The organism is Formosa sp. L2A11, from assembly GCF_009796865.1.
In the GTDB taxonomy this organism is placed as follows: Bacteria; Bacteroidota; Bacteroidia; order Flavobacteriales; family Flavobacteriaceae; genus Formosa.
The window spans coordinates 1,321,520-1,345,879 of record NZ_CP047028.1; the positions used below are offsets into that span (position 1 = coordinate 1,321,520).

Below are 24,360 nucleotides of genomic sequence, written 5' to 3' on the forward strand. Positions count from 1 at the left end.
TTATATTTAACAGTGGCTTCACAAAACTACAATATAGTAAAACGCGAAAATACAGATATTTTCTAACCTAGCATCTTGTTTCTTTATGAACAAAATATTATTGTTTTAAAGAAAAGATAAACCATCTAGTAGTGGGCTATTTGTGTTATTTAAAAAAATATAAAATATAGCATAGCGATATTGAAGATACAAATATCCAAAGCGTAGAAGCGAAAATCATAGGTTTCCAGCCTGTGGTTTTTAAGTCTGAAATAGATATTGTTGTTCCTACTAAAAATAAAGTAACTACTAATAAGTGTTTAGATATAGTAACTATAGTTGTTGTTATAACTACAGGTAAAATGTCTGCGCTATTTATTAAAATAGCCACTAAAAAGAAAAGTATAAAAAGAGGAAATTTAATTTTTTGCCCGCTGTTTTTAAATAAAAACATAGAGAATATAGACATGGGTATAATCCATAATGTTCTTGAAAGTTTTACGGTTGTTGCAATTTTTAAAGCTTCTTCTCCGAAGGTAAGTGCGGCTCCAACTACAGAACTGGTGTCGTGAATGGCAACGGCGCACCATAATCCAAATTGATGCTGGCTTAAGCCTATAAAGTGCCCCAAATAAGGAAATATAATTAAGGCTACTGCATTTAAAAAGAAAACCACACCTAATGCCATACTAATGGTTTTTGTATTTGCTTTAATTATAGGAGATATTGCTGCGATTGCACTACCACCACAAATAGATGTTCCGGAAGTAATAAGGTGGCCGAGTGATTTGTCTAGTTTTAAATAACGAGATAATATTACACCTAAACTGACTGTAGAAAAGATGCAAAAAGAGGTAAGTCCAAAACTAGAAATACTTGTTTGGATGGTTTCTACAAGTGCCATCCCGAATCCTAAACCTACAACAGATATTTTTAAAAGTAAATGAATGCTTTTCTGATTCTTTTCTAAAAAAGGATGCTCGAAAAATAATGTAAATATAAAACCTAGTCCAAGTGCTATGGCGCTAGAAATAAATCCTGATAAAGCGAGAGCAATAACAGCGAAAAAATATATTTTGGATAACTGTGTTTTCATTGTTTTTAATTTTGAAGCAAATATACAATGCGACTATAATTAAAACGAGATGAAAAAAGTTATACGTAATAACTTTTAGTTATGATTAAGTTTAACGAGTTTCTCAAAAAAGTCTTTGGTTTTAGATTGATAGCCTTGTCGGGAAACAAAATAGAACCAGCGTTCGAAATTAAAATTCTGAATATCTATAACCTTTAGTTTGTTGTTTATTAAATCCTCGCTAACAGAATGTATAGAAAGCAGTGCGTAGCTTTTAGAATAGTATAAGTAGTTTTTTATAGCAATAGTGCTATTTAGCGTTACAGTAGATTTTAAGTGTTTAATGCCGTATTCGTGTAGTTTTTTGTAAATAATTTCGCGTGTTCCAGAGCCGTATTCGCGTTCTACTATGGGCAAATTTTCTAAATCGTTTAATTGTAAAACACCAGTTTTAAATTTTGGATTATTGGTGCTTGTAACCAAAACAATTTCATCTTTTATAAATTTTTCGTAATGCAATTGTTTGTTGTGGCTGCTTCCTTCTATAATACCAAAATCTAATTGTAAGCTGGTAATTAAATGTTCTATATGTTCGGTATTCCCACTAATTAACTGAATGGTCGTGTTGGGAGTGTTTTTTTTCGACTTTGCCAAAATTTGTGGAAGAATAAAATCGGCTAAAGTTGTGCTTGCTCCAAATTTAATATGTTTTTCTTCATCTTGATTTAAGGTTAGAAAATGATTGTCTAAATCGGCATGAAGTGCAAGAATTTTATCAATATATTCTAAAAGTTCAAGTCCGTCGGAAGTCAGTTCAATATTATTTCCTAAACGGGTGAAAAAGGTCTTTTTGTAAGTGTCTTCTAAAGTGCGAATGGTTTTAGAAACAGCAGGCTGAGATAGGTTTAAAATTTCGGCAGCTTTGGTAAAGCTTAAGTGAGATGCAACTTCCTTGAATATTTTAAATTTAACTTTCATAAGACATAGTATGGGCAGAACAATTTACTAATTCTAATGCGGTTTTTGCTAAAAAACAAAATCGGTTTGAATTGAATCCAAACCGATTTTGAGAATATATTGTAATAAAAAGTTTGAATTGTTTTATTTAAAACGTTTCAAAACTTTCTACATCTGTAGCTTTAATAATATCGTCATAATTTTCTACATCAACACCATTAATGTAATCTGCGGGAACAACAACAACTCTAAAGTATTGATTTTGGGTCCATTCGTCTCCAAGTGTGTCTAAATCAAAAGTTGCATCTAAGAAAATTCTAAAATCTTCATCGGTGAAATCATAATTATAAGTTAGTACGCCACCATCGTCAAAAAATTGGGTTTGTGGTACTAGTCTCCAGATTTCTGTTCCATCTACAGTTTCCCAAGACATGTATACTAAAACAACATCTGAAGGCACAATAGTAAAGCCGTAAGTTTGAGTAATTTCGTAGTTATTTGAAGCGTTAAAATCTACTTCAATTTCAAAAGCAGGAGCAACCTCTCCATCTATTCCGTCTAATCCATCTTCACCAGGAACACCTTGGTCTCCTTCGCATGAAGTGAATGCTAATGCTAAGCATAATACTGCTATAATATGTTTCATAGTTTTAATTTTAGACCGATAAAGGTCGTTTTTTTTATTTTAAAAATAAGATTATTTAACAGATTCGACAACTTTTGTTATTAAAGTAGTGTTATAATTTAGCTAAACTCTGTTTGTTTTAAATAGAAATTAATCTGTTTTTAGGTATTCATTTTGTGTTCTGTATTGGGAATTTTGCAAACGCTAAAAATTGGTGTTTTCTATTATTATAATAAATAACGTTAGTAATACTGTAGGCATCACCATATATTTGTTTTAAGAAGGGAAATAATTGTAATTAGTAATTTAGAGGTTATCTTATAATAATGTACTTTTTATAAATTGAATACTACTTTATATATTTACAAGAGAATTAGACGTATTTAAAAATGAAAAAAATAGGTATTATACTTATGTGTTTGTGTCTTTGGACATGCGATACTGAAGATAAAAAAGTTAAAAAAATAGAAGAAGTACCAGTTTCTGGTTTAGTGTTTCAAGACGATATTATAAAACTTAAATATGTAGAATATGGTTTAGATGCTAAAGCTAAAACGGATATTTTAATATGGGAAAAATTTGTTGAATTAGAAATTGTTATGTCTCAGTTAAAAACGGGAGATCTGTCTTATTTTCAGGACGAGTCTAAAGATATTGTTTTGTTAATGAAAGATTTAATAAACAGTATTCCGGATGTTGTTAATACGCCTTCTATACAAGCGCGCTTAGTTTCTTTAGAAACAAAAATGCTTAAATTACAAGGGACTTTAATTTTGAAAAACATCCCAAAAGAAGAGCATCTAGAAAATGTTAAAGAAGTTTTAGTAGCGTATTCTAACTTGAACCTTCAAATTAATAAAAAATACGAAAAAGATTCTCAGAAAATTGAAAAGCCATGATGCATTTAAAACAATTAGTAGTTGCAATAGTCCTATGTTTAGTTAGTGTTAGTCATATACAAGCACAAAACGAAGATGCTATAAAAAGTATAAATACAAATTTAGATGCTTGGCATAAAGCTGCTGCAGAAGCTAATTTTAATGCTTATTTTAATTTAATGACTAAAGCAACTGTGTTTGTTGGTACAGATGCTTCAGAGCATTGGGAGCGTGATGCATTTAAAGCTTATTGTAAACCTCATTTTGATGCAGGTAAAGCGTGGAGCTTCTCTACTTTAGAACGACATGTTTATATGGTTAGCGATTCTATAGCATCGTTCGACGAGCTGTTAGATACACATATGGGTGTAAGCAGAGGTTCTGGAGTTATGAAGTTTGAAGATGGTTCTTGGAAAGTTGCACATTATGTGTTGTCTGCAGCGATTCCTAATAGTAAAATGAGTGCTGTAAAGACGTTAAAAGCTGAAGACGATACTACTATTATTTCTTCTTTTGCCCAATAAAGTTTTAATTATATTGTTGCTTATATCTGTAATTTTGATTAATTAATAATATTTTAGCTACTAATTTAGTTAATTCGTAAAAATGCATTAGGTTAATTCACTATAATTCAGTAGTTTTAATTTTAAACTTAAAACAACATATTATGGGAATTAAAAGTTTTACAGGAGCCAGGAAGCAACAACTTAAAGAAGTAGATCAGGTATCTGTACTAGTTAGTGATTACATGAGTCGAGATCTTATTACATTTAAACCAGAACAAATGGTAGAAGATGTTATCGATAAATTAATTAACAATAAGATTTCTGGAGGTCCCGTAGTCAATGATAATTTTGAACTTGTTGGAATAATTTCTGAAGGCGATTGTTTAAAGCAAATTAGCGACAGCAGATATTATAATATGCCCATTGAACAAGACAAAGTGGAAACACGAATGATGAAAAATGTCGAAACTATAGATGGTAATATGAATATTTTTGACGCTGCAAATAAATTTTTAGAATCTAAAAGGCGTCGTTTTCCTATAGTTATGGACGGTAAATTGGTTGGGCAAATAAGCCAGAAAGATATTTTAAAAGCGGCACTTACTTTAAAAGGACATAACTGGAAATAATACCTTGTTTTTAAGCATCCCGTTTAACCAAAGCATAATAATCGCCTTCTAGCGGTAAATAGCCTTGGTTGTACACAAAATAATATGTTGTTCCTGCTTTTGTAATATATATACTAGTAAATAAACTAAAATCGAACCCTAAATTAAGTAGTTTTAATTTAGTGGTTTTTGTTTTTTTATCAGGATTAAGCGTTTCTAAAATGCGCCAATTCTTACGTAATTTATTATTTGTATTCCTAATTAAGTTTTTACTATCCTTGTTTATCTGGTTGTTATAGGCATTTCTGCAATAATCGTTACAAAACTTTTTGTCCGATCTCCCTATAATTTTTTCACCACATTCTAAACAAGCTTTATTCATATTAAAATAATTTAGAGACTCCAATAGCTAATACCCATGAGTCGTATTCATCAAATCTTAAATCGTAACCTATAGCTGCGCCAAGTTCAAAAGCTTTAGGAAGCTCTAAACTATATTCAACTTCACCTCGTATTAAAAATAAATCTTCTTCTTTTGCAAATTCTTCTCCAGCTCCAAGCATAAAAGTAAAGTGTTCTCCAGGTTTGTAGGCTGCCATAAGTGCTGGTGCAATAGGTAATTCACGTTCTAAAATTTCACTTTCTCCTTCGTTGGTTTCTTTCTGGATTTCATAAGTTTCTAGAATAAAATCTGTGTGTAATCCTACGGCCCAGTTTTTATTAAACCAATAGTTATAATTTAAACTTACCATAGGCACAACCAACCATCTATTATCTCCAACATCATGACCTTCGTCTATATGAGCATGACCAATCATAACTCCAATTTGGTGATGTTCAAAACCTTCTTCATTTTCTGCTTCGTATTCATTATCAGATTCTTGAGCATAAATTGTATAGGCTCCTAATTGAAGTAATATAAGTAAAAGTAATGTTTTTTTCATTGGTTGTTAATTTTTAGTTAAAGTTAAATAATAAATAGAGTTGAGGTCTGAAATGGAGTGTGTTTTTTATAATCATTTGTTTTTAAACGAATAATAAGCCGTTTGTAAACGACTACAATCGGATGTAAACGAATTCAATTAGTTTTAAACCGACTAAAATTTAGTTGCCGTTGCACCTTTGTAACGTCTTAATTAACTAAGATATAAACGGTTTAACATTTAAAAATATAATTATGAGCACACTTAAAAACAAAGTACAGTTAATTGGTAATTTAGGAAACGATCCAGAAATTATTAATTTAGAATCAGGAAGTATGTTGGCTAAATTTTCTATAGCGACTAATGAAAGTTATAAGAATAAATCGGGAGAAAAAGTTACCGATACACAATGGCATAACATTGTGGCTTGGGGTGCAACCGCAAAAGTGGTAGAGAATTATTTAACCAAAGGAAAAGAGGTTGCCATAGAAGGTAAATTAACATCTAGAAGTTACGATACTAAAGAAGGTGAAAAACGATTTATAACCGAAGTGGTTTGCAATGAAATTATTATGCTGGGAAAGCAATAAATAGCCTAAAGCGGGTAGTAATTTAAAATAACCCGCTTTGTTTTTTCTTTTTTTGTTTATTGCGATAAATCTGAAATAGCATATATATGGTAAAAAGAATAAGTATAGGAAGAATAATAACTAAATCAATTCTTATTATAACCTCTTCCTGATTGTTAGCCCAATTCATGACTAAAATTTCCCAAACTATAAAGGCTAACCAACATAGTCCAAGTATTATTTTTGATCTTTTTTTGCGCATAATATATCTTGTTTATATTCAATTAATTTTTGTGAGTGCTGTAAAACGAGCTAATTAGCTTATTGTTTTGCTGCTTCTTATTCTAAATTAATGCGTATTAATAAAAGTATAGCTTTAAATCTGTGCCATATTCATAATAATCAGATTATCTGATGGTATAACTTAAATTTACGTAAAATTTGTAAAACTATGATAGTCTATTGGCTAACCTTTAGTATTTTTATAGAAAATATAGAAGTTCGAAAATGTCAGTACAACCGAAATTAACCAGATTTAATCAAAATGTATTATCTAAATACCAGATATACAATAGTATTTTCATGACGTTACCGTTCGACTCGATTACTAAAACGGGTGTATTATTACCGCTTTTTCATGAAACCTGCGAGAAAGGGTTTCAAAATGGTGATAATCCTACTACGATTGTTGAGTCGTTTTTTGAAAAATATCAAGCGAGGCGTTCAGACGAAAGTCAAATTAATTTATTATTCAGATTTATTCAATATATAGAAAGACAAGTTGTGTTATTTGATGCTATTGAAGATGCTGCTTTTCCCGTAGTAAACAATATGGATGGGATTGGTACACTTCGTAGTTTAAAAGAAACAGCAAGTTCTGAAAACAGAACAGAGCTTTTAAAACAATATCTTGAAGAATTTAAAGTGCGTATAGTATTAACGGCGCACCCAACACAATTCTATCCTGGTTCTGTATTAGGTATTATTACCGATTTAACAGCTGCGATTCAAGAAAATAACTTGTTATTAATTAACGATTTGTTGGCTCAGTTGGGAAAAACACCATTTTATAAGCATGCTAAACCAACACCTTACGATGAGGCTATTAGCTTGATTTGGTATTTAGAAAATGTGTTTTATTATTCTTTTGGATCTATATACGATTACATTCAACAAAATATTTTTGATAATAAAGAGATTGATAACGATATTTTAAACATCGGATTTTGGCCTGGAGGAGACCGTGACGGTAACCCTTTTGTAACGCCAGAAATAACGCTTAAAGTGTCTGAGCGTTTAAAACAAGCCATTTTAAAGAGTTACTATCGTGATGCACGTAAATTAAAACGTAAATTAACTTTTAAAGGTGTTGAAGAACGTATTTCTTCAATCGAACAGAAGTTATATAATCACATGATTAATGTAGCCGATAATACAATCATTACTTTAGAAGAACTTAATTCAGAGTTAACTGCAATTATTTCAACTTTAGTAGAAAAACATCAATCATTGTATGTTACTGAAGTTAAAAGCTTCATTAATAAAATAAAATTATTCGGATTTCATTTTGCAGCGTTAGATGTAAGACAAGATAGTCGTGCACACGACCAAGTATTTACAGATATGGTTGAAGCTGTAATAGCTTCAGGAAGTGATATCTTTCCAGCAAACTATAATCAGTTATCGGCAGAAGAACAGGTTGCTATTTTAACTAAGGTTGAAGGCGCTGTAGATATGTCTATTTTTAAAGGAGAAGATGTTTTAAAAACATTAAACTCTATGGTTGCTATTAAGTACATTCAAGACCATAACGGAGAGAAAGCAGCGAATAGATATATTATTAGTAACAATCAAACAACTTTAAATGTTATGCAACTGTTTGCTATGTTAAAGCTTGTTGCTTTTCATGATAAACTAACAGTAGATATTGGACCGTTGTTTGAAACGATTACCGATTTAGAAAATGCCCATTTAGTAATGGAGGAATTATATACAAATCCTGCTTACAGTGCGCATTTAAAATCTAGAGGAAATAGACAAACTATTATGTTAGGTTTCTCTGATGGGACAAAAGATGGTGGATACTTAATGGCAAACTGGGCTATTTTCCAAGCTAAAGAGCGATTAACAGAAATATCTAGAAAATATGATGTTACCGTATTGTTCTTTGATGGACGTGGTGGACCTCCTGCTCGTGGTGGTGGAAAAACACATCAATTTTATGCCTCTCTAGGACCAACTATAGAAGATAAAGAAGTACAACTTACTATACAAGGACAAACTATTAGTTCTAATTTCGGAACTTTAGATTCGTCTCAATATAATCTTGAACAATTAATTAGTTCTGGTATATATAACCGTTTAAACGATACCAATGCAGCGATGTCTGCAGACAGTACTGTAGTAATGAGCGACTTGGCAGAAATTAGTTTAAAAACATACGTAGATTTTAAAAACCACCCAATGTTTGTGCCGTATTTAGAGCGTATGAGTACGTTAAAATACTATGCAAAAACTAATATTGGTAGTAGACCATCTAAACGTGGTAAATCTGAAGGTTTAGTCTTCGAAGATTTAAGAGCCATTCCTTTTGTAGGATCTTGGAGTCAATTAAAACAAAACGTACCCGGATTCTTTGGTGTTGGTACAGCTTTAAAGAAATATGAAGATGCAGGTGAGTTTGATAAAGTGGTAGCGCTTTACAAATCGTCTAGTTTCTTTAAAACATTAATAGAAAACAGTATGATGTCGTTGTCTAAATCGTTCTTCGATTTAACTAAATATATGGCAGACGATGCTGAATTTGGAGAATTCTGGGAAATTATTCATACAGAATACGAGGTTACGAAAAGTTTACTATTAAAACTTACAGGATATAAAGTATTAATGGAAGATGAGCCTGCAGGTAAGGCTTCTATCGATATTAGAGAATCTATGGTGTTACCTTTATTAACAATCCAGCAATTTGCTCTAAGAAAAATTCAGGAGTTAGAAAAAGCTGAGGTTAGAGATGAAGATAAAATTAAAATCTATGAAAATTTAGTTACCCGATCTCTATTCGGAAATATTAATGCAAGTAGAAATTCAGCTTAAAAAGCAAAGCTTATAAAAACAAAAAAGCCTCTAGAAATAGAGGCTTTTTTTATGCAACATTTTGAAGTAAATCGAAACATGGACATTTGCCACAACGCTTCTTTTCAGACTTCGTATATTTTTCACAACATTTGGTTTTACATTTGTTGGAAACTTTAACGCCGGCCATTAATAAAACGGCTTTTGCTTTTTTTAGTTCTTTCTTTTTAACTTTTTTGTCTTTCTTCTTGCCCAAAACTAATCTTAATTAGTGGTTTAGACTTCAAACATAGTTATTTTTACTTAATCTAAATAAGATTAAATGTTAAAAATTACATAGGGTTTTCAGAAGAGGCAGTACTTACTGTAAGTTGGTTTATATCTCTATCAAATAAATACAATCCACCTTTATCGTCTCCAATTAAATTAATTTTATCTAAAATGGTTCTAGCCATTGCTTCTTCTTCAATTTGTTCAGAAACATACCATTGTAAGAAATTATGTGTAGCGTAATCACGTTCTTGAAGAGAAATATGAACTAAATCGTTAATACTTTGACTTACAAAAACCTCATGTTTAAACAACATTTCAAACATGTCTTTAAATGTTTTAAATGATACTTCAGGAGCGTTTAGTTCCGAGATAAAAGCATGTCCGCCACGTTCATTAACAAACTTGATTAATTTTAGCATGTGCTCACGTTCTTCGTCAGATTGTTTGAACATAAAATTAGCGATACCTTCTAGTCCTTTTACTTCAGCCCAACAAGCCATGGCTAAATATATTTGTGAAGACTCCGCTTCAATTCTTATTTGCTTGTTTAATGCGTCTACTATAATATTTGATAACATATCCTTTCTTTTAAACAAAGTTAGATATAAAAAGGCTTGATTTTTAATAAATACTCTTAAAAGCTTCCTTTTTTAAGTATTCTAAATAGTATAATGTCTTTTGTGTAAAAAGTAATCCGGATACCAAAAAGTAGTATAATACCACCAAATATCATTTGTAATGTAATGGTTTCATTTAAAAATATCCAAGCTAATATAGATGCTAAAATACCTTGTCCTAATAAGCTTACAGAAACTCTTGTGGCTCTCATGTGTTTTGTGGCATAACTAATAAGTAGCCAAGCTAAAAGCTGACAAACAATACCCTGAATAACTAGAACAAACCAAGCAGTGTTTGAAAAACCAGAAAACGGTTGTCCCATAACAAAACTAATACAGCCTAAAGCTATTGCAGAAGAGACTACGCTAATAGTCATAAATGTTAATACATCTGTTTCTTCTAATACGCGTTTGCTCGTTAGCATATATACGGCATATAACATGCCTGATAGAATGGCAAAAAAGAAAGCAAGGTCGAAATCTAATTTGATAAAAAATTGAAATCCAACTAAGGTAATCATACCTATAATGGCAACGATAGTGCCAATCCAAAAGTTACGAGACGGTTTGTTTTTTAAAAATAAAAAAGCTCCAATACCAACCCAAACAGGAGATAAATTGGTTAAAAGAGAGGTTTGTGTTGCCGAAGATTCTTGTATGGCAATATTCCATACACCAACGTCTAAACCAAATACAACACCACAAAGTGATGCTAATAGTAATATTTTAGTTGAAGGGATTTTTAGCTGTTTTGTAATTAAAACATAAGGCAAAATAATAGCAGAAGCAATGGCCATTCTGTAAAATGCAGAAATTAATCCTGGCGTTAAACTTAATCGTACCAATACGGGGAATATAGAAATACAAATAATTCCAATTATAAGTGCTATTCTTGGTTTTGTCATAACAGTTTTATTATAAAAAAGCGAGCAAAAATATGCCGTAAATTTTTATAAAATTGATACTAAATATACTTAATGTAATGATATGTTATCCTAATTAATAAATATATCATTTTGATGAAAAAAATAATATTTGATTGGCATTCTGAATTTATTTCAAAATCACATATGTTTAATAAATAGTTGTTTAGAGTATTAAGATTAAAGACGGCTAGATTTTATTTTCGACTCTCAGATTTTTAAAAATAAAGTTCTTGTGCGAGTCTAAATGTATTGGTATGTGCTTCTAATATAGTTTTAATTTCTGGAGAATAGCCGCCACCCATACTGCACATAACGGGAATGGCGTGTTGTTTACAGGTTTCTAAAACAAAGCGGTCTCTTGCTTTAGAACCTGCTATAGAGAGCGCTAATTTTCCTAATTTATCTGAAGCAATAATATCTACACCACATTGGTAGAATATAAAGTCAGGTTGTTGATTTGCGATTAATTTAGGTAAGGTGTTCTTTAATATGTTTAGATAGGTTTCGTCGTTTGTATTATCATCAAATTCAATGTCTAAATCACTCTGTTCTTTTTCAAACGGATAGTTATTTTTTCCATGCATAGAAAAAGTAAACACACGCGGTTCGTCTTGAAATATTTCTGCTGTTCCGTTACCTTGGTGCACGTCTAAATCTACTATTAAAATACGGTTTGCTTTTCCCGAGTTTAATAAACTCGTAGCTGCAATAGCTTGGTCGTTTAACATGCAAAATCCTTCGCCATGATTTGAGTAGGCGTGATGCGTCCCTCCAGCAATATTCATGGAAATACCATGTTTTAAAGCATATTCAGAAGCTTGTAATGTGCCAGAAGCAATTGTTATTTCGCGAGCTATTAAGCGTTCACTTAATAAAAATCCAATTTTTAAAGCGGCACGATGATTTAGAGTTAGGTTTAATAAATCGTAAAAATACTCGGCGTCATGAACGTCTAAAATAGGTTTGTGATTTATTAAAATTTCGGGTTCAAAGAAATTTTCTGCTGTACACGTTCCTTCATATATTAATTGTAATTGAAGCAATTCATATTTTTCCATAGGAAACCGATGCCCTTTAGGAATAGGGTGATTATATGTGGGGTGGTACGCAATTTTTAGCATATTATTTTTCAAGTTTAAGCTGAATACGCTTTCTAGCTACATCAACCTCTAACACTTTTACAATTATTTGTTGTTGTAAACTCACATGTTCACTCACGTCGCTAACAAAAGTGTCTGCTAAATTAGAAACATGTATTAAACCACTTTCTTTAATTCCTATATCTACAAAACATCCAAAATTGGTAATATTATTTACAATTCCAGGAAGTAATTGCCCTTCGGTAACGTCTGCAATGGTTTTTATATCTTGGTTAAAGGCAAAGACTTGTGCTTGTTCTCTAATATCTAAGCCTGGTTTTTCTAATTCCTTAATTATATCTTTAAGCGTTGGTAGTCCAACAGTGTCTGAGCAGTATGTTTTAAGATCTATTTTTTCTAATACAGCCGAATTTCCTATTAATTCTGAAATACTTTTCCCTGAATCTTTTACCATTTTCTGAACAATAGCATATTGTTCTGGATGTACAGCCGAATCGTCTAACGGATTCTTTGCGTCTTTAATTCTTAGAAATCCAGCACCTTGTTCGAATGCTTTATCTCCTAAACGAGGTACTTTTTTTATGGCTGTTCGTGTAGAAAATGCTCCGTGTTCTGTTCTGTAATTCACAATGTTTTCGGCTAATTTTGGTCCGATTCCTGACACGTAACTTAATAACGATGTACTTGCGGTATTTACATTTACACCAACAGCGTTTACACAGTTTTCTACAACCAAATCTAAACTGCCTTTAAGTTTAGATTGATCTATATCGTGCTGATATTGACCAACTCCTATAGATTTTGCATCAATTTTAACCAGTTCTGCTAAGGGGTCTTGTAAACGTCTTCCTATAGATACAGAACCTCTTACAGTAACATCGTAATTGGGGAATTCGTCTCGTGCAATTTTAGATGCCGAATAAATAGAGGCGCCAGCTTCACTAACCACAAACACTTGAACATCTGTTTTAAACTGAATACGGCGAATTAAAGTTTCTGTTTCTCTAGAAGCTGTTCCGTTACCAATGGCAATGGCTTCAATGTTATAAGCTTCAACCATAGAGCTAATTTTATTAATTGCTCCTATATCATCATTTTTTGGTGGATGCGGATAAATAGTATCATTATGTTTTAAATCGCCTTGTGCATCTAAACATACAATTTTACAACCTGTTCTAAATCCAGGGTCAATGGCAAGTACACGTTTTTGTCCTAAAGGCGATCCTAAAAGTAGTTGCTTTAAGTTTTTTGCGAAAACATTTATAGCAGAATCATCTGCTTTGTCTTTTGCTTTTTGAAGCGCTTCATTCGTTAACGCAGGTAATAATAAACGTTTGTAGGCGTCTTTAATCGCTATAGAAATTTCATTTGCACAGGCATTGTTAGAACGTATAATTCGGTCTTCTGTTTTTGCTAAAACAGCATCGTCATCAATCGCAATTTTTATACGAATAAAACCTTCTTTTTCTGCTCTTAAAATGGCTAATAATCTATGCGATGGAATGCGACTTAAGGCTTCTGTCCAATTAAAATAATCTCTAAATTTTTGAGCTTTTTCATCGTCTGCTTTCGTTTTTATAACCTTGGTAGTAATGGTTGCTCTGCGTTCTAATTGAAAACGAATATTGTTTCTAATATCTGTGCGTTCGTTAATCCATTCAGAAATAATATGGCGCGCACCTTCTAACGCATCATCTGTAGATGCAACATCTCCTTTTACATATTTAAAAGCAATAGACTCTAGGTCGTTCGCATTCTGACTCATTATAATTTTTGCCAAAGGCTCTAATCCTAATTGTCGTGCTTTTTCTGCCTTGGTTTTTCTACTTTTTTTGAAGGGAAGATATAAGTCTTCAAGTGTAATTAAATCTGTTGTAGATTTTATTTTTTTCTGTAGTTCATCTGTTAAAGCCTCCTGTTCTGTAAGCGCTTTTAAAATAGTAGCTTTTCTTTTTTCTAAGGTTTCAAAAGCATCTTTATGTTTTACAATATCTGCAATCTGCACTTCGTCTAAATTTCCGGTTAATTCTTTTCTGTAACGGGATATAAACGGAATGGTACAATCTTCTTCTAGTAGTTTTAAGGTGTTTTTTACGCCTGTTTCAGGAAGATTGGTTTGGGAGATGATGTATTGTAAAATAGACATGTTTTAATTTTGAAAATGGTTTGTAAAGATAAGGTGTTAGACTGAAATTGATTTTACTTTTTCGAGATAAAATTTAGAAAGACGAATTTCTGTTTTAGGACATAATAGTGTTTGTTTTACCGTTATACTGAACTTGTTTCAGTATCTCATTATTTCTGAATATGATAAATGTTAAAGTGATTTTTTGTGACTCAATTCTAAAGTTGATTTCAGAAAAAATTCTAATGTAAAAACAGAAACAAAAAAAGACCTCTAGAATCGAAATTCAAGAGGCCTTTTAGTAATCTTATTTAGTGCAAAAATTTAGTTTACAAAATAGTCAACTTTAAATTTTGCCATAGTAGCCATGCGGCCTTTATTTAAATTTAAAACACCATTTACAAGTGTGTAATTATCTGCTACTTCTAACACTTTCATAAATTCAGATTCTACAGTCATGTTTGGACACGCCATCATGGTGTGCATCATTTTAGAGAATGTTATACGGTTACCTTCCTGTAATTCGTATTCGCCACCAAAACCGTTACAACTTGTGTTTCCGCTAACACGATTGTCGTCTGTGTTTAATATTAAAAATGGTTGTTTACTTACGTTTTCAATAGGTTTGCCGTAAAACTCAACTAATTTCCAAGGTTTATCTTTTAGGTCTTCAGCATTTTGTTTTTTTAGCATATATGAGTTTGCTAAATCTCCAGTAATTTTATCTCTAGAAGTATCTAAAAGTGCTATGCTTGTTTCTTCAACAAAATAGGTTTGAATTTGATTTTTAGTTTTTAAAATGACATTAGAACCTGTTTTGTCCCATGAAAACGCGCCGTTTTCAGTAATTACATCCATCGATTCTCCTAAATATTGCGTTTTTTTAGTGAATGTTAAATCGTCATTTAACTCAATTACAGTTTTAATACCTTCACAATCTGCACACGGAATAATACCTACATAAGTCGCATTCCAATCTAAATTAGACATGCTATTATCTGCATTAAGCGCCGCGTCTTTGTTTGTTTTGCAACTTGCAACTACAATGGCCATTATTAAAAAAGGTAATGCTTTCTTTATCATAATAATCTAATTTAAGAGATTAAAAATCTAGCTAATTTGTAATCCGTTAGTTACTTCTTTTTCATCTGGATTAACAAATACTAATTTACCTTCGGCTGTTTCGGTCATTAAAATCATACCTTCACTATCTACACCACGTAAAGCTCTTGGCGCTAAGTTTACAAGTACAGTAACGCGTTTTCCAACAATATCTTCTGGTTTAAAACTTTCTGCAATTCCAGAAACAATTGTTCTAACGTCTAAGCCCGTGTCTACTTTTAAAACCAATAGTTTTTTAGCTTTCGGCATTTTCTCTGCTTCTAAAATCGTACCAACTCTAAGATCTAATTTTGAGAAATCGTCGAATGTAATGGTATCTTTTTGGGGTTCAGTAACTTTATTTGCTGCCTCGTTTGCTTTTTTACTTGCAATTAATTTATCTAATTGTTTCTGAATCGTATCGTCTTCAATTTTAGAAAATAATAATTCAGCCTTTCCTATTTGGTGTGCTGCAGGAAGTAAAACATCTTTAGTTGAAATACTTTCCCAAGAATTTTCGTCTGAAATATTTAAAATTCCTTTTAATTTAGTTGACGTAAAAGGTAAAAAAGGTTCGCAAAGTGTGGCTAATCCTGAAGCAATTTGAAGTGCAACAAACATAATGGTTTGCGTACGCGCTTCGTCTACTTTAATCATTTTCCAAGGCTCTTCGTCGGCTAAATATTTATTACCAAGACGTGCTAAACTCATTAATTCTTGACTTCCTTCACGGAATCTGTAACGTTCTATAGAGCTTGAAATTACAGACGGATAGGCTTTTAAAGCCGCTAAAGTTTCTTCATCTATTTTAGAGAATTCACTTGGTGTTGGTACACTTCCGTTGTAATATTTATTAGTTAAAACGACAACACGATTAATAAAGTTTCCGAAGATAGCAACCAATTCGTTGTTGTTTCTCGCTTGGAAATCTTTCCATGTAAAGTCGTTATCTTTAGTTTCTGGCGCATTTGCTGTTAAGGCATAACGCAACACATCTTGCTGTCCTGGGAAATCTTCTAAATATTCTGGTAACCAAACGGCCCAGTTTTTAGAAGTAGATAATTTATTTCCTTCTAAATTTAAAAATTCGTTAGCAGGTACATTTTCTGGTAGAATGTAAGAGCCTTCTGCCTTTAACATGGCAGGGAAAATAATACAGTGAAACACAATATTATCTTTACCAATAAAATGCACTAAAGTGGTGTCTTTATCTTTCCAGTATGGTTCCCAATCTTTTCCTTCGCGAGCGGCCCATTCTTTTGTAGAAGAAATGTATCCAATAGGAGCATCGAACCACACATAAAGTACTTTTCCATCTGCACCTTCTAATGGTACGGGAATTCCCCAGTCTAAATCTCTGGTTACCGCACGAGGTCTTAAGCCGTCGTCTATCCAAGATTTTACTTGTCCGTAAACGTTAGGTTTCCAGTCTTTTTTATGTCCTTTTAAAATCCATTCTCTTAAGAAATCTTCGTGTTTGTCTAAAGGTAAAAACCAGTGTTTCGTTTCTTTTAAGGTAGGAACATTTCCAGTAATAGCCGATTTAGGATTAATTAAATCTGTAGCATTTAAACTGCTTCCACATTTTTCACATTGATCTCCGTAAGCTTCTTCATTCCCACATTTAGGGCAAGTTCCGGTAACAAAACGGTCTGCTAAAAACTGATTTGCTTCTTCGTCGTATAATTGCTCAGTCGTTTCTTCAGTAAATTCACCCTTATTATATAAAGTTGTAAAGAATTCTGATGCAGTATCGTGATGAATTTTAGCAGAAGTTCTCGAGTAATTATCAAAAGAGACACCAAAATCTTCAAACGATGTTTTAATAATCGCATGGTATTTATCTACAATATCTTGAGGTGTTACACCTTCTTTTTTCGCTTTAATAGTAATAGGTACGCCGTGTTCGTCACTTCCGCAAATAAAAAGAACATCGTTTCCTGTTAAGCGTAAATATCGTGCATAAATATCTGCAGGTACGTAAACACCGGCTAAGTGGCCAATGTGTATTGGGCCGTTGGTGTAAGGTAGCGCTGCTGTAATGGTATATCTTTTAGACATGTCTCGTTTCTGTTTTAAAGGCACAAAAGTACGCATTTCATTAACCATTTAGAAAAAAAATGTATTTTTACCAAAAGCACTTTTTATGTTACTTAATAGAATTTTTTTACCCCTATTTTTTATTGTTTTTAGTTTAAATATTAGTCCGATCATGGCACAGCAATCTACAAGTCAGTCTTTAGTGAATACTTCAAAAACGTATATTAAACCACCATATTTAAAAGTGGGTGATACTGTCGCTATTGTAGCGCCGTCTGGAGTGTTGAAAAATAAGTTTGATGATATAGAACGCGCCAGAGCCTTGCTCAAAACGTGGGGTTTAAATACGGTAGTTAGTGATAATCTTTATGCACAAAACGGACATTTTGCAGGTACAGATGAACAACGTGCTTCAGATTTCCAAACAGCATTAGACGATCCTAAGATAAAAGCCATTTGGTGTGCACGTGGCGGATACGGAACGGTTAGAATGATGGATATGTTAGATTATTCTAAATTTAAATTGAATCCGAAATGGGTTATTGGGTATTCAGATATTACAGCACTTCATAATCAAATTCACGATTTAGGATATCAATCTTTACACGCTATGATGTGTATTAGTTTAACTAAAAACATTGCAGATATTCCTTATACAGTTTCAACATTTAAAGATGCTATTTTTGGAAAACCATTGTCTTATACTTTAAAAGGTTCTAAATACAATAAAACAGGAGTGGTTACTGCGCCATTAACAGGAGGAAACTTAACATTATTACATACTATGTTAGGATCTGTGAGTACTATTGATACATCTGGAGAGATTCTTTTTATTGAAGAAGTTGGTGAATATGCTTACCATATAGACCGTATGTTACAAAGTTTAAAACGTGCTGGTTATTTTGAAAACTGTAAAGGTATTTTGGTTGGAGATATGAGTAGAGTTAGAAAAAATCCAACGCCTTTTGGAGAAAGCATAGAAGAAATTATTCTTAATATCGCTGCCGATTATGATTTTCCAGTAGCTTTTAATATGCCTGCAGGACATGAGAAAGATAATCGTGCCATGTTTTTTGGAAGAACTATTGAGATGAAGGTTACTAAAGATGATACAAAGATTGTTTTTAAAGACTAAGACGTTTGTTTGATAACTAATTTTACGGTTGTCGTACGTTATGCTGAGTTTATTTCAGTATCTCATCATTTATATATAATAAAAAAGGGTTTTACAATCTATTAAATTGTAAAACCCTTTTTTGTATTTCTGTTTTAAATTACAATGTTTCTTTTAGCCAACCAAAGAATTCGTGTTGCCAAACCAAAGCATTTTGAGGTTGTAATACCCAGTGATTTTCATCTGGTAAATACAATAATTTACTTTTAATACCTCGCAATTGTGCTGCTTGAAAAGCACTTAAACCTTGCTCTATTGGTACACGATAATCTTTTCCACCTTGAATAATTAAAATAGGAGTGTCCCATTTATTTACAAGAGTAATTGGATTAAACTCGTTAAACGCTTTTTGTGCAACAGTATTTGATTTGTCCCAGTAGTGACCACCAAAATCATGATTTACAAAGAATAATTCTTCTGTAGTTCCAGCCATTGTTCTTGTATCGAAAACACCATCGTGAGCGATTAATGTTTTAAAACGTTTGTTGTGAATTCCTGCTAAATAGAATATAGAATAGCCACCGTAACTTGCGCCAATTGCACCAAGTCTGTCCTTATCTACGTAAGATTCTTTAGCAACATCGTCTATTGCAGAAAGATAATCTCTCATAGATTGTCCGCCCCAATCTTTACTAATTGCTTCGTTCCATTCTACACCATGTCCAGGCATTCCTCTACGATTAGGTGCTACAATAATATAACCTTGAGACGCCATAAGTTGAAAATTCCAACGGTAAGAATAAAATTGTGAAAGTGGAGATTGTGGTCCACCTTGTGCGTATAATAACGTTGGATATTTTTTATTCGGATCGAAGTTAGGAGGTAAAATTACCCAAACTAACATTTGTTTATTATCTGTTGTGGTCACGTAACGTTTTTCAACTTTAGGTAAATCTAATTTGCTGTAAAAGTCGTCGTTAACCGTAGATAATTTTTTGAATGTTTCTTTCTTTAAATTGTAAGCATAAATCTCACTTGCGTGATTCATATCACCACGAGTTAGAATAAGTGTTTTACCAACTTCTGCAACAATACCTCTAACATCAAATTGGCCTTCAGTTAATTGTTCAACTACGGGAGCAATTCGTTTTTTTCCAGGATAGTTCACAGAAAATAATTGAATAGTTCCATCTACAGCAGCTGTAAAATAAAATTTAGAACCGTCTTTACTCCAAGTAAAACTATTTACTGTTCCATCCCATTGTTGGGTTAAGTTTTGTTTTATTCCGTTTTCTAAAACAATAATATCATTCTTATCGCTTTCGTAACCTGGCGTTTTCATTTGTAACCAAGCTAAAGCGCCTTTAGAAGAAAATGCAGGATTGGTATCGTATCCTTTATTATCTTCAGTAATATTGGTTGTTGTTTTAGTCTCTAAATCGTATTTATATATGTCTGTATTTGTACTTGTAGCATAAGCTTTTCCTTTTAACTTCTTGCTTACATAATAAATACTTTTACTGTCTGGAGACCAAATATAATCTTCGTCACCTCCAAATGGGCGTTGTGGCGAGTAATAAGGTTCGTTAGGCATAACATCTGTTGCAGACTCATCTTCAGCATTTACTTTTTTATAAAATACATGATCGTAAGATCCGTCGTTCCATGTGTCCCAATGGCGATTATCTAAATCTGTAAATACATAAGCATCTGCTTTGTCAAGATTTTTGTAAATATCTTTAGCTTTAATATCTTCTATATGTACAGCTTTGTTAAATACTTTATATGCACCATCTGGCGATATGTTTTTGTCTGAAACAGTGACATCTTCTTTTTTAATTTCTACAGCTTCACCACCATCAATTGGAATTTTAAAGTATGACGTATCATAACTATTGTCTTCAATATTTGGAATTTTTACACTATAAAAAATTTCTGAGCCATCTTGAGATACGCCCATAACGCCAATACGTTTTACGCTCCAGAGCAGTTCTGGATTCATAACATTTTGCGCCGATAATAAGTTGCTAGTAATCACAGCAGTTAGAATTAGGATTAATTTCTTCATTTTTATGTTAATTATACAACTCAAATATACGGATTTGAGGTTGTTTCATTTATTAAAATTATAATAAAGTCTAGTTCTGTTTTGTTGATTTAGGGTTGATACGATTAATATTTAAGATTACATTTTAATAAAACTTAAAACTTAGATTGCTTACGGTAACTTAAATTTTGAAACAGATTATTGATTAACTTGTAGGTGTAAAATTAATTTAGAATCTAACGGTATGGCAGAACACAACGAACTTGGTGAATTAGGTGAAGATATGGCTGTCGATTTCCTACAAAAAAAAGGTTATGAAATTCTAGAACGTAATTACCGTTACAGAAAAGCAGAAGTAGATATTTTGGCAAAAACAGATGATGTTCTTGCTGTTATAGAAGTTAAAACACGCTCGTCTGCATTTTTCGGTGATCCGCAAGATTTTGTAAAACCAAAACAAATTCAAAGATTAGTAACCGCTGTAGATGCTTATGTTGCCAATAATAATTTAGACTTAGAAGTCCGTTTTGATATTATTGCCATTGTAAAAACAAATAAGAAATTTGAGTTAGAACATTTAGAAAATGCGTTTTATCATTTTTAAAAACCAACTTGTAATTGCGATTGAATTAATAGAAAGATAAATTATATAAAATTTTAAAATAAAATGAAACTAGTTGTATTAGATGGTTATACTTTAAATCCAGGAGATTTAAGTTGGGACGCTTTAAACACGTTAACAGATGTAACAATTCACGACCGTATTGCTTTAGATCAAGCTTCAATTCTCTCGGCAATAGGAAATGCAGAAGCTGTTATTACTAGTAAAGTACCATTTACAAAAGAGTTGTTGGAGCAGTTGCCAAATTTAAAATATATAGGTGTTACGGCCACAGGTTTTAATATTATAGATATTAATGCTTCTAAAAAGCAAGGTATTGTTGTTACCAATGTTCCTGCATATAGTACGGCTTCGGTAGCACAGTTTACTATGGCGTTAGTCTTGGAACTTTGCCACCATGTTGGCGATCATAATTCTGCAGTGCAATCTGGCCAATGGGAGACATCTTTAGACTTTAGTTTTTGGAATAGCCCGCTTATAGAGTTGGAAGGGAAAACGATGGGAATTATAGGTTTCGGACAAATAGGAAGGGCTACAGCGGTTCTAGCACAAGCTTTTGGCATGCAAGTTTTGGTTTATAATAGAACTATTTATGCAGAATATGAAACCGAAACGTGTCATTTTGTTTCTTTAGACGAATTATTAGAAACTTCAGACGTGATTAGCTTACATTGCCCGATGACGGAAGATACAGCAGGGATTATTAATGCTAAAAACCTAGAAAAAATGAAATCTAGTGCGTTTTTAATAAATACATCTCGTGGCGGATTGGTTGTCGAAGCCGATTTAGCGAACGCTTTAAATAATGAAAAAATTGCAGGTGCAGCCGTAGATGTCGTTTCCGAAGAACCTATTATAAAAGAGAATCCGCTTTTAGGAGCTAAAAACTGTATTATTACGCCGCATATTGCTTGGGCGCCTTTAGAAGCTAGAAGTCGTTGTTTGCAAATTACTATAGCAAATTTTAGTGCATTTTTAAAAGGTGAAGCTCAAAATGTGGTGTCTTAAGCCTGTTTTTTTTTAAAATTTAATTTATATGAGTTTATTAATTTTAGATGCTTCAGAGTTTTAATTTATTAATAGGTTTTTATAAAATAGAGATATCAATAATTTAAAATCGTTTTTAGCTAAAATCACATATTTACAGAATGTTAATTGAGTGAGCTAAAACTCTTTTTTTTGAGGCTGTATGTAGGCTGTAAGCTGCTATGTTAAGATATAGTTGTATCTTAAAATCAAAAAAGTAAGATGAAAAAAACTATTTTGTTGATTGCCATTGTATTGGTTTATGGCTATTCTTTTGCTCAATCTACGTTTAAATTTCCGGAATCATATACGGTTTTAGAAGTAGAACCTTCAAAAACAGATTCAAGAATAGAAACCGCAAATACGCCGCATCTTGTAGTTTATAATAAAACCATAAAGCAAGGGAAGTTGCTGTTGTTTATGCCAGGAACAGGTGGAATTGCTTTGCGAGGGCCAAAGAATCTTTTTGAAACGGCTGTTAAACAAGGTTATCATGTTATTAATTTATCTTATATAAATACACCAGCTATTGCAAGAATATGTAAAGGAGAAACATTAGCTAGTAATTCTAACTGTGCTTCAGACTTTAGAGTAAACCGTATTTATGGAACTAATGTGTTTTCTTTTACTAATGATGCGTCTTATGATGCAATTGTAAATAGGTTTACAAAATTATTAATCTATCTTTCAGAACACGATAAAGACGGAAATTGGGATGCTTACCTAGATAATGGAAGTCCTAAATGGAGTGAAATTGCTGTTTCTGGTCAGTCTCAAGGCGGAGGAATGGCTGCTTTTATTGCAAAAGATTATCTTGTAGCTAGAGTGATAGATTTCTCTGGCGGATGGGATTATTCTGTGAAAAAAGAAATTGCTAAATGGTATTTCAAGGACAGTAAAACTCCTGCAAATTTATGGTATGGAACTTATCATGTTACCGAACCTATGGCAAGCGTTATTAAAGAATCTTATATCGCAATGCGTATTCCAGAAGATCATATTTATCCGTTTAACCTTCCTGTTCCGGAAGGAAAAAAAGGACATTCTAACGGTGTTAGAAATATAGGATACACGCCACAATGGATAGAATTATTAGGAAAGGGAAATTAGAGTAATAAATATGTCTATAAAAGCATGATTTTTGTCTTAAAGATATAAGACTAGAGCTGCGTTTTAGGATAGATTCACAACATTATAAGTTAATAAACATTATGAAAAAGTATATTTATGGGTTACTATTTTTAGGATTGACGTCTTATATCATTCCAAGTGAAAATACAGAAACAGATCCAGTAAAATTAGAAGTAAAAACACAAAAAATGAATACATTAGGATTGATAGGAGGAACATCTTGGCATTCTACATTAGATTATTACAGTACAATTAATCAAGCTGTAAACGATCATTTCGGAAATAATACAAATCCACCTTTGTTAGTTTATACACTTAATCAGGCTGAGGTGCATCGTTTTCAAAGAGAAGATAAATGGGATTCTATTGCAGGAATGTTAATACATGCGGGAAAGAGTCTTAATAAAGCAGGAGCAGAATCTGTAATGTTTTGTGCAAACACACCTCATAAAGTATATAAATCTGTTCAGGATCAATTAGATTTTCCTGTGATACATATTGCAGATGCCACCTCTAAGGCTATTCATAAAAAAGGCTTAAAAAAAGTATGTTTTATTGGTACTAAATATAGCATGACCGAAGATTTTATTACGGGAAGAATAGAAGATAACGGTTTAGAAGTTCTTGTGCCTAAAGAAGACAAGGTGATTAATGAATTACATAGAATTATTATTGAAGAACTTACTTACGGAGAGGTTAAACCAGAGTCTAAAAAATATGTGTTAAGCGTTATTAATAAAATGATAGCAGAAGGTGCAGAAGGTGTTATTTTAGGCTGTACAGAGTTTCCTTTAATGATTTTTGAAGACGATCTTAATGTTTCTATTTTCGATACAACTAAAATTCACTCTCAATCTGGAGTCGATTATATTTTAAACGAATAGATTTGTTTATTGTTAAGATAAACAGATTTAAAGCTGAACAATGCCTATGTTGTTCAGCTTTTTTTTGTTTTAATAAGGCGTTTTATGCGTGGTAAAAGCCTGATAATGGTTTAAGTTGTTATATAAGATCTCTAGTATTGATTTTTGAATTGATATTACTTT

22 protein-coding genes are annotated in these 24,360 nt (G+C 32.2%); 10 read left to right on the forward strand and 12 right to left on the reverse strand.

Annotated elements, in window-relative coordinates:
• Nucleotides 1-145: 145 nt before the first annotated feature.
• The 3 genes from GQR95_RS05830 to GQR95_RS05840 form a co-directional block, all read right to left on the reverse strand.
• Nucleotides 146-1,075 carry a YeiH family protein gene (locus tag GQR95_RS05830; RefSeq protein WP_159022270.1) on the reverse strand — a complete coding sequence of 310 codons (930 nt, stop codon included), beginning with the start codon at nucleotides 1,073-1,075 and terminating at the stop codon, nucleotides 146-148.
• A gap of 75 nt (nucleotides 1,076-1,150) precedes the next feature.
• Entirely contained in the window at nucleotides 1,151-2,032 is an 882-nt protein-coding gene (locus tag GQR95_RS05835) for a LysR family transcriptional regulator (protein ID WP_159022271.1), read from the reverse strand.
• Nucleotides 2,033-2,159: 127 nt separating this feature from the next.
• Entirely contained in the window at nucleotides 2,160-2,657 is a 498-nt protein-coding gene (locus tag GQR95_RS05840) for a hypothetical protein (RefSeq protein WP_159022272.1), read from the reverse strand.
• A 368-nt stretch (nucleotides 2,658-3,025) separates the two neighbouring features.
• Between GQR95_RS05840 and GQR95_RS05845 the strand changes: the two genes are divergently transcribed.
• From GQR95_RS05845 to GQR95_RS05855, 3 genes are all read left to right on the forward strand, one after another.
• On the forward strand, nucleotides 3,026-3,535 hold the full coding sequence (locus tag GQR95_RS05845) for a hypothetical protein (RefSeq protein WP_159022273.1): 510 nt from the start codon (nucleotides 3,026-3,028) through the stop codon (nucleotides 3,533-3,535).
• Nucleotides 3,532-4,038, forward strand: a complete 507-nt coding sequence (locus tag GQR95_RS05850; RefSeq protein WP_370514533.1) for a nuclear transport factor 2 family protein — start codon at nucleotides 3,532-3,534, stop codon at nucleotides 4,036-4,038. The genes GQR95_RS05845 and GQR95_RS05850 overlap by 4 nt, the downstream gene beginning before the upstream one ends.
• 143 nt (nucleotides 4,039-4,181) lie before the next feature.
• Nucleotides 4,182-4,649: a CBS domain-containing protein gene (locus GQR95_RS05855; RefSeq protein WP_159022274.1), complete on the forward strand. Its 468-nt coding sequence runs from the start codon at nucleotides 4,182-4,184 to the stop codon at nucleotides 4,647-4,649.
• A 10-nt stretch (nucleotides 4,650-4,659) separates the two neighbouring features.
• On the opposite strand, the gene GQR95_RS05860 is transcribed toward GQR95_RS05855, so the two are convergent.
• On the reverse strand, nucleotides 4,660-5,010 hold the full coding sequence (locus GQR95_RS05860; RefSeq protein ID WP_159022275.1) for a hypothetical protein: 351 nt from the start codon (nucleotides 5,008-5,010) through the stop codon (nucleotides 4,660-4,662).
• Between the two features lies 1 nt (nucleotide 5,011).
• Nucleotides 5,012-5,572 carry a hypothetical protein gene (locus tag GQR95_RS05865; protein ID WP_159022276.1) on the reverse strand — a complete coding sequence of 187 codons (561 nt, stop codon included), beginning with the start codon at nucleotides 5,570-5,572 and terminating at the stop codon, nucleotides 5,012-5,014.
• A gap of 233 nt (nucleotides 5,573-5,805) precedes the next feature.
• On the opposite strand from GQR95_RS05865, the gene GQR95_RS05870 reads away from it, so the two are divergent.
• Both GQR95_RS05870 and GQR95_RS05875 read left to right on the forward strand, forming a co-directional pair.
• On the forward strand, nucleotides 5,806-6,141 hold the full coding sequence (locus tag GQR95_RS05870; RefSeq protein ID WP_159022277.1) for a single-stranded DNA-binding protein: 336 nt from the start codon (nucleotides 5,806-5,808) through the stop codon (nucleotides 6,139-6,141).
• Nucleotides 6,142-6,627: 486 nt separating this feature from the next.
• Nucleotides 6,628-9,213, forward strand: coding sequence for a phosphoenolpyruvate carboxylase (locus GQR95_RS05875; RefSeq protein ID WP_159022278.1), 2,586 nt, complete (start codon nucleotides 6,628-6,630; stop codon nucleotides 9,211-9,213).
• A gap of 311 nt (nucleotides 9,214-9,524) precedes the next feature.
• On the opposite strand, the gene GQR95_RS05880 is transcribed toward GQR95_RS05875, so the two are convergent.
• The 6 genes from GQR95_RS05880 to metG form a co-directional block, all read right to left on the reverse strand.
• On the reverse strand, nucleotides 9,525-10,043 hold the full coding sequence (locus GQR95_RS05880) for a ferritin (RefSeq protein WP_159022279.1): 519 nt from the start codon (nucleotides 10,041-10,043) through the stop codon (nucleotides 9,525-9,527).
• Nucleotides 10,044-10,099: 56 nt separating this feature from the next.
• Nucleotides 10,100-10,987: a DMT family transporter gene (locus tag GQR95_RS05885; protein WP_159022280.1), complete on the reverse strand. Its 888-nt coding sequence runs from the start codon at nucleotides 10,985-10,987 to the stop codon at nucleotides 10,100-10,102.
• Nucleotides 10,988-11,223: 236 nt separating this feature from the next.
• A complete protein-coding gene (locus GQR95_RS05890) occupies nucleotides 11,224-12,129 on the reverse strand; it encodes a histone deacetylase (RefSeq protein WP_159022281.1) in 906 nt (301 codons plus the stop codon).
• A gap of 1 nt (nucleotide 12,130) precedes the next feature.
• The gene (locus GQR95_RS05895; RefSeq protein WP_159022282.1) at nucleotides 12,131-14,254 is read right to left on the reverse strand and encodes a Tex family protein; all 2,124 of its coding nucleotides are present in this window, start codon (nucleotides 14,252-14,254) and stop codon (nucleotides 12,131-12,133) included.
• A 303-nt stretch (nucleotides 14,255-14,557) separates the two neighbouring features.
• Nucleotides 14,558-15,316 carry a copper resistance protein NlpE N-terminal domain-containing protein gene (locus GQR95_RS05900; RefSeq protein WP_159022283.1) on the reverse strand — a complete coding sequence of 253 codons (759 nt, stop codon included), beginning with the start codon at nucleotides 15,314-15,316 and terminating at the stop codon, nucleotides 14,558-14,560.
• A 27-nt stretch (nucleotides 15,317-15,343) separates the two neighbouring features.
• Nucleotides 15,344-17,431, reverse strand: a complete 2,088-nt coding sequence (metG, locus tag GQR95_RS05905) for a methionine--tRNA ligase (RefSeq protein WP_159022284.1) — start codon at nucleotides 17,429-17,431, stop codon at nucleotides 15,344-15,346.
• Between the two features lie 115 nt (nucleotides 17,432-17,546).
• Here metG and GQR95_RS05910 point away from each other — a divergent pair, with 115 nt between their 5' ends.
• Nucleotides 17,547-18,509, forward strand: a complete 963-nt coding sequence (locus GQR95_RS05910; protein ID WP_233266012.1) for an LD-carboxypeptidase — start codon at nucleotides 17,547-17,549, stop codon at nucleotides 18,507-18,509.
• A gap of 139 nt (nucleotides 18,510-18,648) precedes the next feature.
• On the opposite strand, the gene GQR95_RS05915 is transcribed toward GQR95_RS05910, so the two are convergent.
• Nucleotides 18,649-20,556, reverse strand: a complete 1,908-nt coding sequence (locus GQR95_RS05915; protein ID WP_159022286.1) for a S9 family peptidase — start codon at nucleotides 20,554-20,556, stop codon at nucleotides 18,649-18,651.
• A gap of 223 nt (nucleotides 20,557-20,779) precedes the next feature.
• On the opposite strand from GQR95_RS05915, the gene GQR95_RS05920 reads away from it, so the two are divergent.
• The 4 genes from GQR95_RS05920 (at nucleotide 20,780) to GQR95_RS05935 (ending at nucleotide 24,198) form a co-directional block, all read left to right on the forward strand.
• The gene (locus GQR95_RS05920) at nucleotides 20,780-21,139 is read left to right on the forward strand and encodes a YraN family protein (protein WP_159022287.1); all 360 of its coding nucleotides are present in this window, start codon (nucleotides 20,780-20,782) and stop codon (nucleotides 21,137-21,139) included.
• Between the two features lie 63 nt (nucleotides 21,140-21,202).
• Nucleotides 21,203-22,165 carry a D-2-hydroxyacid dehydrogenase gene (locus tag GQR95_RS05925; protein WP_159022288.1) on the forward strand — a complete coding sequence of 321 codons (963 nt, stop codon included), beginning with the start codon at nucleotides 21,203-21,205 and terminating at the stop codon, nucleotides 22,163-22,165.
• A gap of 240 nt (nucleotides 22,166-22,405) precedes the next feature.
• Complete coding sequence (locus GQR95_RS05930; RefSeq protein ID WP_159022289.1) at nucleotides 22,406-23,293, forward strand: hypothetical protein; 888 nt, start codon at nucleotides 22,406-22,408, stop codon at nucleotides 23,291-23,293.
• A gap of 101 nt (nucleotides 23,294-23,394) precedes the next feature.
• Nucleotides 23,395-24,198, forward strand: coding sequence for an aspartate/glutamate racemase family protein (locus GQR95_RS05935; protein ID WP_159022290.1), 804 nt, complete (start codon nucleotides 23,395-23,397; stop codon nucleotides 24,196-24,198).
• Nucleotides 24,199-24,360: the final 162 nt, after the last annotated feature.

What these genes read in the sequence shown, in the direction of transcription:
- GQR95_RS05830 (WP_159022270.1), bottom strand. Translation starts at nt 1,075, where the DNA reads ATGAAAACACAGTTATCCAAAATATATTTTTTCGCTGTTATTGCTCTC.
- GQR95_RS05835 (WP_159022271.1), bottom strand. Translation starts at nt 2,032, where the DNA reads ATGAAAGTTAAATTTAAAATATTCAAGGAAGTTGCATCTCACTTAAGC.
- GQR95_RS05840 (WP_159022272.1), bottom strand. Translation starts at nt 2,657, where the DNA reads ATGAAACATATTATAGCAGTATTATGCTTAGCATTAGCATTCACTTCA.
- GQR95_RS05845 (WP_159022273.1), top strand. Translation starts at nt 3,026, where the DNA reads ATGAAAAAAATAGGTATTATACTTATGTGTTTGTGTCTTTGGACATGC.
- GQR95_RS05850 (WP_370514533.1), top strand. Translation starts at nt 3,532, where the DNA reads ATGATGCATTTAAAACAATTAGTAGTTGCAATAGTCCTATGTTTAGTT.
- GQR95_RS05855 (WP_159022274.1), top strand. Translation starts at nt 4,182, where the DNA reads ATGGGAATTAAAAGTTTTACAGGAGCCAGGAAGCAACAACTTAAAGAA.
- GQR95_RS05860 (WP_159022275.1), bottom strand. Translation starts at nt 5,010, where the DNA reads ATGAATAAAGCTTGTTTAGAATGTGGTGAAAAAATTATAGGGAGATCG.
- GQR95_RS05865 (WP_159022276.1), bottom strand. Translation starts at nt 5,572, where the DNA reads ATGAAAAAAACATTACTTTTACTTATATTACTTCAATTAGGAGCCTAT.
- GQR95_RS05870 (WP_159022277.1), top strand. Translation starts at nt 5,806, where the DNA reads ATGAGCACACTTAAAAACAAAGTACAGTTAATTGGTAATTTAGGAAAC.
- GQR95_RS05875 (WP_159022278.1), top strand. Translation starts at nt 6,628, where the DNA reads ATGTCAGTACAACCGAAATTAACCAGATTTAATCAAAATGTATTATCT.
- GQR95_RS05880 (WP_159022279.1), bottom strand. Translation starts at nt 10,043, where the DNA reads ATGTTATCAAATATTATAGTAGACGCATTAAACAAGCAAATAAGAATT.
- GQR95_RS05885 (WP_159022280.1), bottom strand. Translation starts at nt 10,987, where the DNA reads ATGACAAAACCAAGAATAGCACTTATAATTGGAATTATTTGTATTTCT.
- GQR95_RS05890 (WP_159022281.1), bottom strand. Translation starts at nt 12,129, where the DNA reads ATGCTAAAAATTGCGTACCACCCCACATATAATCACCCTATTCCTAAA.
- GQR95_RS05895 (WP_159022282.1), bottom strand. Translation starts at nt 14,254, where the DNA reads ATGTCTATTTTACAATACATCATCTCCCAAACCAATCTTCCTGAAACA.
- GQR95_RS05900 (WP_159022283.1), bottom strand. Translation starts at nt 15,316, where the DNA reads ATGATAAAGAAAGCATTACCTTTTTTAATAATGGCCATTGTAGTTGCA.
- metG (WP_159022284.1), bottom strand. Translation starts at nt 17,431, where the DNA reads ATGCGTACTTTTGTGCCTTTAAAACAGAAACGAGACATGTCTAAAAGA.
- GQR95_RS05910 (WP_233266012.1), top strand. Translation starts at nt 17,547, where the DNA reads ATGGCACAGCAATCTACAAGTCAGTCTTTAGTGAATACTTCAAAAACG.
- GQR95_RS05915 (WP_159022286.1), bottom strand. Translation starts at nt 20,556, where the DNA reads ATGAAGAAATTAATCCTAATTCTAACTGCTGTGATTACTAGCAACTTA.
- GQR95_RS05920 (WP_159022287.1), top strand. Translation starts at nt 20,780, where the DNA reads ATGGCAGAACACAACGAACTTGGTGAATTAGGTGAAGATATGGCTGTC.
- GQR95_RS05925 (WP_159022288.1), top strand. Translation starts at nt 21,203, where the DNA reads ATGAAACTAGTTGTATTAGATGGTTATACTTTAAATCCAGGAGATTTA.
- GQR95_RS05930 (WP_159022289.1), top strand. Translation starts at nt 22,406, where the DNA reads ATGAAAAAAACTATTTTGTTGATTGCCATTGTATTGGTTTATGGCTAT.
- GQR95_RS05935 (WP_159022290.1), top strand. Translation starts at nt 23,395, where the DNA reads ATGAAAAAGTATATTTATGGGTTACTATTTTTAGGATTGACGTCTTAT.